This window comes from Pseudomonas fluorescens (genome assembly GCF_000730425.1).
GTDB classification, from domain to species: Bacteria; Pseudomonadota; Gammaproteobacteria; order Pseudomonadales; family Pseudomonadaceae; genus Aquipseudomonas; species Aquipseudomonas fluorescens_X.
The window spans coordinates 5,793,004-5,804,992 of record NZ_CP008896.1 but is presented as its reverse complement, the minus strand read 5'-3'; the positions used below and the strand labels follow the sequence as shown (position 1 = coordinate 5,804,992).

Here is an 11,989-nt window from a genome sequence, read left to right as displayed (position 1 = left end):
ATTGAGGAAGCATGACTGATGGCTTTGGTAATTTTTGATCTGGACGACACCCTGATCCACGGCGATTGCGCCACCTTGTGGAGCGAACAAATGGGCCGCCTGGGCTGGGTGGACCCCGAATCGTTCATGCGCAAGAACCACGAACTGATGGCTGCCTACAGTCGCGGCGAGTTGAAGATGGAAGCGTTCATGGACTTCAGCCTGGAACCGATGATCGGGCGCACCCCGGAAGAAGTCGCGCACCTGGTCGAGCCGTGGGTGGAAGATGTTATCGAACCGCTGATCTACAGCGACGCCACCCGGACCATCGCCCGCCACCGCCAGAACGGTGACCGGATCCTGGTGATCTCGGCGTCGGGCACCCATCTGGTCACGCCGATTGCGGCGCGCATTGGCATCGATGAGGTGTTGGGGATTGAACTGGACGTGGCCCACGGCGTGTACAGCGGCAAGACTGTGGGTGTACTGACCTACCGCGAAGGCAAGATCACCCGGCTGATGCAGTGGCTGGAGCAGGCAGGAGAAAGCCTGGAGGGTGCGTACTTCTATTCGGATTCGCGCAACGACCTGCCGCTGTTGAGCCAGGTTGATCACCCCCAGGTGGTCAACCCGGATCCTGTGCTGCGGGCCCATGCCGAACAGGCCGGCTGGCCGATCCACCAGTGGGCCTGACAGCGCGTTTCCTGACTTGAAACCCAATCAAAATGTGGGAGCGGGCTTGCTCGCGAAAGCGGTGTATCAGTCGACATAGTTGTTGACTGATACACCGCTTTCGCGAGCAAGCCCGCTCCCACACTTTTGACCCGGTTCAATTCGGGATTGGCATTTAAGCCAGGCTGTCGTCGATCACCAACACCAACTTCCCGGAAATCTGGTTGGTCGCCAGTTCCGCAAACGCCATTTGCGCATCCTTGATCGCAAAGGTCTTGGCCAACTGCGGGCTCAAGCGCCCTTCACCGAACAAGGGCCACACCTGCTGGCCCAGGTCACTCAGCAGATCAGCCTTGAACTGCTCATCACGACTGCGCAAGGTCGAGCCCAGCAGTTGCACGCGCTTGGCCAGCACCTGCGCCAGGTCCAACTGGGCCGCGCGACCGCCCATCAAGCCAATCAGTACCCACCGACCGTCACGGGCCAGCAGCTTGAGATTGGTGGCTGCGTAGTTGCCGCCTACCGGGTCGAGAATCACATCGAACGGGCCGAAATCACTCAGGCTCTCGATACCGTCGGTACGCACCACACCGCCCTGGGCGCCGAGGTCTTCGCAATAGTCCAGGCGATCCGCCGAACCAACACTGACCCAGCATGGGCTGCCAAACGCCTTGCACAACTGGATCGCCGCCGAACCGACGCCACTGGCGCCCGCGTGCAACAGCACCTTTTCACCCGGCTTGAGTGCCGCCAGTTGGAACAGATTCAGCCAGGCAGTGCTGTACACCTCAGGCAAAGCAGCCGCTTCAGCCAGGGACAGGCCCTCCGGCACCGGCAGCACGTGGCGCGCATCCACCACCACTTCCTGCGCCATGCCACCGCCCGCCAGCAGCGCACAGACCCGATCCCCCACTTGCCAGGACGAGCCGGCACCGACCTCGCTGATCACCCCGGAACACTCCAGGCCCAACACGTCGCTGGCCCCGGGCGGTGGCGGATAGAGCCCCGCACACTGTAATAAATCCGCCCGATTCAGGCCGGCTGCCGCCACTTGAATGCGAACTTGCCCTACATCGCACGTAGGACTCGGGACCTCAACCCACTCCACATGACCTTCAACGCCTTGCAATGCTTTCACAGTGCCTCCATAGTGAGTCTGGACTGAGCCCGTTGCTGTAGCGCCGGGCTTTTTGCATTATGCGACCGGCCCACATGGAACCGGCGACTTCAAAGACGGCCTAATATGCGTTATCAATTGCCCCCGCGTCGAATCAGCATGAAGCATCTGTTCCCCAGCACCGCCCTCGCTCTCTTCATTGGTCTCGGCCTTTTGCCGTTGTCGACCAATACGTTCGCAGCCAACAGCTGGGACAAGCTTCAGCCTGATCGCGACGAGGTGATTGCCAGCCTTAACGTCGTCGAGTTGCTCAAGCGCCACCATTACAGCAAGCCGCCGCTGGACGATGCGCGCTCGGTGATCATCTACGACAGCTACCTCAAGCTGCTGGATCCCTCGCGCAGCTACTTCCTGGCCAGCGATATCGCCGAGTTCGACAAATGGAAGACTCAGTTCGACGACTTCCTCAAGAGCGGCGACCTGCAGCCTGGCTTCACCATCTACAAGCGTTACCTGGACCGTGTCAAAGCGCGTCTGGACTTCGCCCTGGGTGAGCTGAACAAAGGCGTCGACAAGCTCGACTTCACCCAGAAGGAAACCCTGCTGGTGGATCGCAAGGAGGCCCCTTGGCTGACCAGCACCGCCGCCCTGGATGACCTGTGGCGCAAGCGCGTCAAGGATGAAGTGCTGCGCCTGAAGATCGCTGGCAAAGAGCCAAAAGCAATCCAGGAACTGCTGACCAAGCGCTACAAGAATCAGCTGAGCCGCCTGGAGCAGACCCGCGCCGAAGACATCTTCCAGGCCTATATCAACACCTTCGCGATGTCCTACGATCCGCACACCAATTATCTGTCACCAGATAACGCGGAGAATTTTGATATCAACATGAGTCTGTCCCTCGAAGGCATCGGTGCCGTGCTGCAGAGCGACAACGATCAGGTCAAGATCGTGCGCCTGGTGCCAGCAGGCCCGGCGGACAAGACCAAGCAGGTCGCCCCGGCCGACAAGATCATTGGCGTAGCCCAGGCTGACAAGGAAATGGTCGACGTGGTCGGCTGGCGCCTGGACGAAGTGGTCAAGCTGATCCGTGGGCCCAAAGGCAGCGTGGTGCGCCTGGAAGTGATTCCGCACACCAATGCGCCGAACGACCAGACCAGCAAGGTCGTGTCGATCACCCGCGAAGCAGTGAAGCTCGAAGACCAGGCCGTGCAGAAGAAAGTCCTCAACCTCAAGCAGGATGGCAAGGACTACAAGCTGGGCGTCATTGAGATTCCGGCGTTCTACCTGGACTTCAAGGCCTTCCGTGCCGGCGATCCGGACTACAAGAGCACCACCCGCGACGTGAAGAAGATCCTCACCGAGCTGACCAAAGAGAAAGTCGACGGCGTGGTCATCGACCTGCGCAACAACGGTGGCGGCTCATTGCAGGAAGCCACCGAGCTGACCAGCCTGTTTATCGACAAGGGCCCGACCGTGTTGGTACGCAACGCTGACGGCCGTGTGGATGTACTGGAAGACGAAAACCCGGGCGCCTTCTACAAAGGCCCGATGGCGTTGCTGGTCAACCGTCTCTCGGCTTCGGCCTCGGAGATTTTTGCCGGCGCGATGCAGGACTACCATCGCGCGCTGATCATCGGTGGCCAGACCTTCGGCAAAGGCACAGTGCAGACTATCCAGCCGCTCAACCATGGCGAACTGAAGCTGACCCTGGCCAAGTTCTACCGGGTTTCCGGGCAGAGCACCCAGCACCAGGGCGTACTGCCGGACATCGATTTCCCGTCGATCATCGACACCAAGGAAATCGGCGAAAGCGCCCTGCCCGAAGCCATGCCGTGGGACACCATCCGCCCGGCCATCAAGCCCGCATCGGACCCCTTCAAGCCCTACCTGGCCCAACTCAAGGCTGAACATGACCTGCGCTCCGCCAAGGACCCCGAGTTCGTGTTTATCCGCGACAAGCTGGCCCTGGCCAAGAAGCTGATGGCTGAGAAAACCGTCAGCCTCAATGAAGTGGACCGCCGTGCGCAGCACACCGATATCGAGAACCAGCAACTTGCCCTGGAAAACACCCGCCGCAAGGCCAAGGGTGAAGACCCGCTCAAGGAGCTGAAGAAAGAAGACGAAGACGCACTGCCGACTGAGCCTGAAAAGACCAAGCCGGAAGATGATGCCTACCTGAGCGAAACCGGGCGGATTCTGCTGGACTACCTGAAAATCAGTAAGACGGTGGCCAAGCAATAAGTGATGGCGATTTAATGTTGCCGCCCCACTGAGCGTCATCAAATAGACATCATTCTGTCGTGAAATGAAGGACCGGCGCCCCAGGCACCGGTCCTTTTTTTTCGACCGAGATCATCATGACCATGACCGAACAGCTGAATGCCTTGGGCTCCATCTTGGCTCAAGGCAGTTTGCACAGTCTGTTCCAACCCATCATCAGCCTCTGCGAACGCCGCATCCTTGGCTACGAAGCCCTGAGCCGCGGCCCGTCCAACAGCCCACTGCACTCGCCTCTCGCGTTGTTTTCGGTGGCACGCCAGGCCGGGCGCCTGAATGAACTGGAGATGGCCTGCCGGCAGAGCGCCTGCAAACGCTTCAGTGAGCAGAATCTGCCGGGCAAGCTGTTTCTCAACGTCTCGCCAGAATCCCTGCTGGAGACCACCCATCAACCGGGGCGCACCCTGCATATGCTGCGCGAGCACGGAATCGCCCCCAGCCAGATTGTGATCGAACTCACGGAACAAGCCCCGACCGACGACTTCCAACTGCTGCAAACCGCCCTGCACCACTACCGTGACATGGGTTTTTCGATTGCACTGGATGACTTGGGCGCCGGTTACTCCAGCCTGCGCTTGTGGTCCGAGTTGCGCCCGGACTACGTGAAGATCGACCGGCATTTTATCGACGGCATTCATCAGGATGCGCTCAAGCGCGAGTTTGTCGGCTCGATCCTGCAGATCGCCAGGGCGTCGCGCGCGCAGGTGATTGCCGAAGGCATCGAATTACCGGAAGAACTGGCGGTGCTCACGGAAATGGGCGTGGACCTGATCCAGGGCTACCTGCTGTGCCGCCCCCAGGAGCATCCGCCGACCGAAGCGCGATTGATGTTGGCCAAGCCCGACAGCACCAGCGTCTCGCTCAACGAGGAAGCCAGTGACCTCAGCGCCCTGCTCAACGAGCAACCGGCCGTGGCCCAGGACACCGCGACCGCCAAAGTGCTGGAAGCCTTTCGCAGCCAGGCCAACCTCAACTCCCTGGCGGTGCTGGATGGACGCGGCCAGCCTATCGGGATCGTGCATCGGCACTCGCTGTCCGACGCCCTGCTCAAGCCGTTCGCCACCGACCTGTTTGCGCGCAAGCCCATCAGTCGCTTGATGAGCGACGACTTCCTGGCCGTAGAGTTGAGCCAGTCGCTGCAACAGGTCAGCCGCCTGCTGACCAGCCGGGCTCGGCAACGTATCGAAGAAGATTTCATCATCACCCAGAACGGCAACTACCTGGGATTGGGCCGGGTGATTGACGTACTCAAGCTGATTACCGAACTGAAAATCCAACAGGCGCGCTACGCCAACCCGCTGACCCTGCTGCCGGGCAACGTACCGATCCAGCAATGCCTGACACGGCTGTTGCAGCAACAGCGTGAATCGGTGATTTGTTATGTGGATATCGACAGCTTCAAGCCGTTCAACGATATCTACGGCTATGGCCGTGGGGATGAAGTGTTGCTGTGCCTGGCGCAGTGCCTGAACGACCGGGTGGACCCCAGCCGGGATTTTGTCGGACATATTGGCGGCGATGATTTTTTACTGGTGTTGGGCGCCCAGGATTGGCGCAAGCGCCTCAATCAGTTGGTGGATGACTTCCAGACCCAGTGCCGGCGCTTCTACCGTAGCGAGCATTTGGACGCGGGCTGTTTTATCGCCCTGAATCGCCAGGGGCTGCGCCAGGAGTTTGCCTTGCTGTCGTTGTCCATTGGCGTGGTGCATCTGCATCCGTTGAGCTGTGGGCTCCTGGATGCCAGCCAATTGGCGGAACTGGCCTCCCAGGCCAAGCATCACGCCAAGGATGTTGCCGGTTACAGCATCCACGTAATCGACAGCCGCGAACTCCTATAGGAGCCGGCTCCTACAGTTGTTCCAGGCGTATTTGCGCAAGCGGATGCCCAGCCTTGGCGGCGATGGCCCACCAGCGCGCGGCTTCTGCAGGGTCCGGCGCCTTGCCCAGGCTCCCCGCCAGGCTCAGCACCCCCACTTGATAAGCCGCCTTGCCATCCCCCGCCTGCCCCGCCAGGCGCAGCAAGCGCACGCCTTCTTCCCGCGCGCCAAGCCCTTGGCCACGAAAGGTCAGGATATGCCCATAAAAACTTTGTGCCTCGACATTACCCAGGTTGGCCATGCGCGCAAACTGACCCTCCAGCCAGTGCCAGCCCCGAGGCTGACGCACAAACCACGACCAATGAAACAATCTGCGTGCCAGCCAATAGCTGGCATACGCTTTGAGCTTCCAGAACACTCAGGCCTCCGCTGACTCAGGATATTCGTACTCGAACACACGGACCACTTCCGAGGCATGCCAGGACGCCGCTGCGACGCCATCGGACGGTCCGCAAAAACGCCCAAGGCGCTCGACACATTCAAAAAAACCGGTACGCGGCAACCGGCTCGCGCCCTGGCTGATCACCAGGGAACTGCGCAAGGGTTGCTCCGCCTTGGCATCCAGGGCAGCCAGGTGTTCCAGGGCAGCGGTCAGGGTCTGCATCGCCGGCGTCGGAAACTGCAGGCGCTCAAGCAATGCACGATAGGTCAAAAGATGTCGTTGGCGACGGGCCTGATCAAGTTCGTTGAGCAATCCATCCCAATGTTGACGGCTGATGCGCACACTCACATTTCATCCCTCCAACCCGCAATCCCCAACTCCCAGGCCAGGCTGCGACGGATCGCAGCATCCGGCTGGCGCTCACCCCTTTCAATCAACCCCAGATAGGACGGGCTGATGCCTACCGTGCGGGCCAATACCTCGATAGCCAGGCCCTTGGCTTCGCGCAGGCTGCGCAAGTGTTCCAGGGGGCGTAGATCCTGCTCGGCAGCGGCGTGAGGGGTCTGTACAGAAGGAGTGGCTGGTTGCTGCAGGCCGGCGGCTGTTAACAGCGCCTGGTAGTCAGCCCATGGCAGCACCGCGTATTCGGGCTCGCCATCCCGTGAAATGATTTGTATATCCATGACTGCCCCGTAGGATCACAACACTTACGAAGTAAGTACTTTCCTTAGGAGTGTAATCCTAACAGCCACAAAGAGCGCATGGGGATAATCCGCACGTTCAGTTTTTTTTCGGATTTTCCTGCTCCAGAAGCTGTGGCGTGGCGGGCAAGCGCTCGACCACCACCAACTTCTCCGGGCGCTGGCGTTCACGCCAGGCGCGGAAGGCATTCAACTCGCCATCCAGGGACTTCATGACCCAGGCCAGTACCGCAATGTCATCGAGCATGCCGAACATCGGCAAGAAGTCCGGAATCGCATCAATCGGGCTGAGGAAGTACATCAGGCCCGCAACCACCGATATCAGCGCCTTGGGGCTGATGGCCCGGTACTCGCCGCGCCAGTAGGCCAGGCACAGCGCCTGGAGCAGCTTGAGGTCGTCCTTGAGCTTGCCCAGGCGGTTGCCCTGGCTTGAACCTTTGGCAGCAACCGCGAACAACAGGGTCGGCAGGCGCCCACGCCCAATCAGGCGTGCGGCCAATGGCAGGAAGCGGGTGAAATTCCAGGGTGCTTTCATCGTCACTCCAGTTCCAGGCGAGAGAAAAGGTTATCCACACAACTTGTGGATAACCTTGTGAACAGAGGCCATTTTCGCGGCTGAAAGCCACGTAATACAAGGCCCAGAGTCAGATCGGGCGTTTTTTGCGCACATAAAAAAATCCCAAGATTTCATTGACTTGGGGGATATCTGCGGCTAGCCGTGCCGATGTATAGCATCAGACTGCTCTAAGTCGCGGGCGTTCGTTCTGATTTCCTGCAGGAGCCGGCTTGCCGGCGAAAACCTGAGAACGACGCGGGGTATCAGACACTCCGCGTTGTCGTTGACGTTTTTCGCCGGCAAGCCGGCTCCTAAAAAACTCTGCGGGCGCCAGAAACAACAACGCCCCGTATAAACGGGGCGTTGGGTGTTCAGCAGCGGCTTACTTGGCAGCCGGTGCCTCAGGAGCGTCGGCCTTGGCCGGGTCCTTGATTGCCAGCAGCTCCAGGTCGAAGACCAGTACGGAGTTGGCTGGAATCGCCGGGCTCGGGCTCTGGGCGCCGTAGGCCAGGTCGGACGGGATGTACAACTCGACCTTCTCGCCCACGTGCATCAGTTGCAGGCCTTCGACCCAACCCGGGATCACGCCGCTGACCGGCAGGTCAATCGGGCTACCGCGTTCCACGGAGCTGTCAAAGGTGGTGCCGTTGGTCAGCTTGCCGGTGTAGTGCACAGTCACGACGTCGGTAGGCTTGGGCTGGGCGCCTTCGGCCTTCTTCACGATCTTGTATTGCAGGCCGGAAGCGGTGGTGACTACGCCGTCTTTCTTGGCATTGTCTTCGAGGTATTTCTTGCCGGCAGCTGCCGACTCTTCGCTCATCTTGGTCATGCGTTCTTCAGCACGCTTTTGCAGTGCGGAAAACGCTTCGACCAGTTCTTCGTCCTTCAGCTTCTGTTCTTTCTTGCCGACGGCATCTTCGATGCCTTGGGCAACTGCCTTGGAGTCCAGGTCATCCATACCTTCCTGAGCCAGGCTTTTGCCCATGTTCAGGCCGATACCGTAGGAAGCTTTCTGCGCCGGGGTTTTCAGCTCTACGCTGGTTTGCGAATCACAACCCGCAAGTACCAGGCTAACCAGGGCCACCGCCGCCGCCAACCGATGCTGTTTCATGCTATTTCCTTGTTCATGCGCCAAAAGGGCATTCGAATAAAGTCGCGAGCTTATCAGGCGGCCACGACCAATGGCTACCGGCATGTGAGCAGGAAACTTCTGATAAGTTCACGTGTTTAAAAGCATTTTCATCTGCCCCAAAGCCCGGCGAAGGACAGCCGGCGTACCAAAAGCCGCCTGCGTAGACGGATCATGGCTACTTGCCGCCTGCCGCGCTCAGTGGCATAAGGACGCAACAACTCGACAAGGATAGTTATCTTGCGCATTTTTTCCCGTGTTTTACTCCTGATCCTGTCACTTATGGGACTCGCGCTGGCCGTGATCCTTTACTACGTGGCCAACCCGAAGCTGCCGGATTACGTGCCGGTACAGCAGGTGCACTACCAGGACCAATGGAGCGCTGCCGACCGCCAGGCCTACTACTTCACCCCCCAGGGCACCCAGGTCAAGGGCCTGCGCTACAACTGGTTCACCGCGCTGGAGCTGCCGTTTTCCGAGCAGCGCTTTGCCGAGCCGGCCAACCTGGCGCGCTTCGGTTTCCTCGTAGACCCGCGACAACAGGCCACAGCCCAGAACCCCGGCAACCTGCCCGTGGGCTTCACCCGACACAAGAATGCCGGCAGCAATGATGAATTTCTCGATATCACCTGTGCCGCCTGCCACACCGGCGAGTTGCACTTCAATGGCCAGGCCCTGCGCATCGACGGTGGCTCAGCCCAGCATGTACTGCCCTCCAGTGTGCCGACCCTGCGCGGCGGCAGCTTCGGCCAGGCCCTGGTGGCCAGCCTCGCTTCCACCTACTACAACCCGCTGAAGTTCCGGCGCTTTGCCCACAGTGTGCTGGGGGACCAATACGACGCCCAGTACGATCAGTTGCGCCAGGACTTCAAAAAATCCCTGGACAACTTCCTCAAGGTGGCCTGGAACGATACCCACCGTGGCCTCTACCCCACCGAAGAAGGCCCGGGGCGCACCGACGCTTTCGGCCGCATTGCCAACGCCAGCTTTGGCGACGCCATTTCGCCGGACAACTACCGTATCGCCAACGCGCCGGTGGACTACCCGCAGCTGTGGGACATGTGGACCTTCGACTGGGTGCAATGGAACGGCTCGGCCCAGCAACCCATGGCGCGCAACATCGGTGAGGCCTTGGGCGTAGGCGCGACCCTGGCGTTCTTCGACAGCGCTGGCCAGCCCCTCAAGGGCGATGCACGCTACCCTTCCAGCGTGCGGGTGCGCGACCTGAACCTGATCGAAGAAACCCTGCAACGGCTCAAGCCGCCGGTTTGGCCTGAAGCGCTGTTCGGCGCCATCGACAAGCCCCTGGCCGCCCGTGGCCGCGTGCTGTTCGCGCAAAACTGCGCAGCCTGCCATGTACCCAGCGTAACCGAGGTCAACGGGCGTGCGGTGCAGCAGCTGAAAATGCTGCCGGTGGACTACATCGGCACAGACCCTGGCACTGCCAGCAACATTGCCGACCAGCGCTACGACCTCAGTGCCCTGCAATGGGACCCGGCCGAGCTGGCACAGTTGAACGTCGAACTGCATCCCACGCCGACTGAACCGCTGAACCTGCGCAGCCTGTCCGTGGCCAAGGGCCTGGCTTATGTCACCGCGTTTGTCGAAGAGCACGCCTACCGCGCCGCCGGCATCACCCCGGCCGAACGCCCGCGCCTGGACGGCTACGGCCTGCCCATCGGGGTGCGCGAACTGCGCGCCTACAAGGCCCGGCCGCTGGCTGGGGTGTGGGCCACGCCGCCGTTCTTGCACAACGGCTCGGTGCCCACGCTCTACCAGTTGCTTTCACCCCAGTACGAGCGCAGCCGCACCTTCTATAAAGGCACCTTCGACTACGACCCGCGTCACCTGGGCTATCGCACCGAGGCCTTTAAAAACGCGTTCCTGTTCGATACGAACATCACCGGCAACCACAACAGCGGCCACGAATTTCGCGCGGGCAAGCGCGGCAACGGGGTCATTGGCCGGGGATTGGAACCTGAGGAGCGCTGGGCCCTGCTGGAATACCTGAAAGTACTGGGCGGCCCGCTGGAGCAGCAACTGCCATGACTTCCCCATTTCGACACAAGGACCGCTCCATGCTCGCTCGACTGTGGCTGCGCCTCGGCGCGTTTCTCGGCAAGACGCTGTTATGGCTGGTAGGCCTGGGCCTGCTCGGCTGGTTGCTGTCGACCCTGTGGTTCACCTGGCATCACCGCGGCCCGGTGTCGGCAGAGGAACAGATTCCACCGGGGGAAGCCGCCATGACCCAAGGCATCATTCAGACGGCAGTGCGCATCGTCGACCAGCATCGCGAAGGCACCCGTTACCTGCGTGATGCCCATGCCAAGGCCCACGGTTGCGTGAAGGCCGAAGTCAGTGTGCTGCCGGACCTTGACCCGGCGCTGCGCCAGGGGGTGTTCGCCGAGCCGGGCAAGACCTGGCAGGCGATGATGCGCCTGTCCAACGGCAACGCTTATCCTCAGTTCGATAGCATCCGCGACGCCCGCGGCATGGCGATCAAGTTGCTGGACGTGCCGGGCAAGCAACTGCTGGCCGACCAGCAAGCCCGCGCCGAGCAGGACTTTGTGATGTTCAGCCACCCCAATTTCTTCGTCAGCGACGTGGCGGAATACGCGCAGAACGTCGGGGCCCAGGCCGATGGCAAGAAAGCCATGGCGTTTTTCCCCAGCCTCGACCCGCGCAGCTGGCAGGTACGGCATCTGTTTATCGCCCTGGCCACACTCGCACCGGCACCGGCCAGCCCGACCGAGGCAACGTATTTTTCGGTATCGCCCTACAAGTTCGGCACCGCCAACGCCAAGTTCCGCGTCGCCCCAGACCCGCAAAGCTGCCCGCAATACAGCTTGCCCAAGCAGAACCAGGACTTGCCGAACTTCTTGCGCAGCGCCTTGAGCCAGCAACTGTCCACCGACCGGGTCGATGCCTGCTTTGTGTTGCAGATCCAACGCCAGAACCCACAGAAATACATGCCCATCGAAGACACCAGCATCGAATGGAAGGAAAGCGACGCGCCCTACGAGAGCGTGGCAAAGATCCGCATTCCGGCGCAGGACTTCGATACCCAGGCCTTGAACCTGGCCTGCGACAACCAGTCATTCAACCCCTGGTTTGGCATAGAGGAACACCGGCCGATTGGGGGGATCAACCGGCTGCGCAAGGCGGTGTACGAGGCGGTGAGTGACTATCGGCATAGCCGCAACACCCCCTGATCTTTTGAAGCGAACGCCTCGCGGGCTTGCCCGCGATGTTCGTTAACGATGACGCTGGTTACCTGACACCCTACGGTGTTTTATCGG

11 protein-coding genes are annotated in these 11,989 nt (G+C 60.7%); 5 read left to right on the top strand and 6 right to left on the bottom strand.

The features are described from left to right. The first annotated feature begins 18 nt into the window (after positions 1-18). The gene (locus tag HZ99_RS26130) at positions 19-672 is read left to right on the top strand and encodes an HAD family hydrolase (RefSeq protein ID WP_038447232.1); all 654 of its coding nucleotides are present in this window, start codon (positions 19-21) and stop codon (positions 670-672) included. Positions 673-826: 154 nt separating this feature from the next. Here the strand turns inward: HZ99_RS26130 and HZ99_RS26125 are convergent, their stop codons facing one another. Beyond that, positions 827-1,789: a zinc-binding dehydrogenase gene (locus HZ99_RS26125; RefSeq protein ID WP_038447230.1), complete on the bottom strand. Its 963-nt coding sequence runs from the start codon at positions 1,787-1,789 to the stop codon at positions 827-829. 138 nt (positions 1,790-1,927) lie between these two features. Here HZ99_RS26125 and HZ99_RS26120 point away from each other — a divergent pair, with 138 nt between their 5' ends. Continuing rightward, complete coding sequence (locus HZ99_RS26120) at positions 1,928-4,009, top strand: carboxy terminal-processing peptidase (RefSeq protein ID WP_181883204.1); 2,082 nt, start codon at positions 1,928-1,930, stop codon at positions 4,007-4,009. 116 nt (positions 4,010-4,125) lie between these two features. Beyond that, on the top strand, positions 4,126-5,883 hold the full coding sequence (locus HZ99_RS26115) for a bifunctional diguanylate cyclase/phosphodiesterase (RefSeq protein ID WP_038447226.1): 1,758 nt from the start codon (positions 4,126-4,128) through the stop codon (positions 5,881-5,883). A 10-nt stretch (positions 5,884-5,893) separates the two neighbouring features. Here HZ99_RS26115 and HZ99_RS26110 read toward each other — a convergent pair whose 3' ends face one another. The 5 genes from HZ99_RS26110 to HZ99_RS26090 all read right to left on the bottom strand — a co-directional run bounded on the left by HZ99_RS26110 (position 5,894) and on the right by HZ99_RS26090 (position 8,672). Next, a complete protein-coding gene (locus HZ99_RS26110) occupies positions 5,894-6,280 on the bottom strand; it encodes a sel1 repeat family protein (protein WP_038447224.1) in 387 nt (128 codons plus the stop codon). After that, positions 6,281-6,652 (bottom strand): hypothetical protein, encoded by a 372-nt coding sequence (locus HZ99_RS26105; protein ID WP_029292807.1) that lies wholly within the window; start codon positions 6,650-6,652, stop codon positions 6,281-6,283. Then, positions 6,649-6,987, bottom strand: coding sequence for a helix-turn-helix domain-containing protein (locus HZ99_RS26100; RefSeq protein WP_038447222.1), 339 nt, complete (start codon positions 6,985-6,987; stop codon positions 6,649-6,651). Before HZ99_RS26100 ends, HZ99_RS26105 begins: the two co-directional genes overlap by 4 nt. 97 nt (positions 6,988-7,084) lie before the next feature. Continuing rightward, the gene (locus HZ99_RS26095) at positions 7,085-7,540 is read right to left on the bottom strand and encodes a YkvA family protein (protein WP_038447220.1); all 456 of its coding nucleotides are present in this window, start codon (positions 7,538-7,540) and stop codon (positions 7,085-7,087) included. Positions 7,541-7,943: 403 nt separating this feature from the next. Further along, a complete protein-coding gene (locus HZ99_RS26090; RefSeq protein WP_038447218.1) occupies positions 7,944-8,672 on the bottom strand; it encodes an FKBP-type peptidyl-prolyl cis-trans isomerase in 729 nt (242 codons plus the stop codon). A gap of 258 nt (positions 8,673-8,930) precedes the next feature. On the opposite strand from HZ99_RS26090, the gene HZ99_RS26085 reads away from it, so the two are divergent. Continuing rightward, positions 8,931-10,739 (top strand): di-heme-cytochrome C peroxidase, encoded by a 1,809-nt coding sequence (locus tag HZ99_RS26085; RefSeq protein WP_038447216.1) that lies wholly within the window; start codon positions 8,931-8,933, stop codon positions 10,737-10,739. Positions 10,740-10,768: 29 nt separating this feature from the next. Further along, the gene (locus tag HZ99_RS26080) at positions 10,769-11,902 is read left to right on the top strand and encodes a catalase family protein (protein WP_038447214.1); all 1,134 of its coding nucleotides are present in this window, start codon (positions 10,769-10,771) and stop codon (positions 11,900-11,902) included. Positions 11,903-11,989 lie beyond the last annotated feature (87 nt).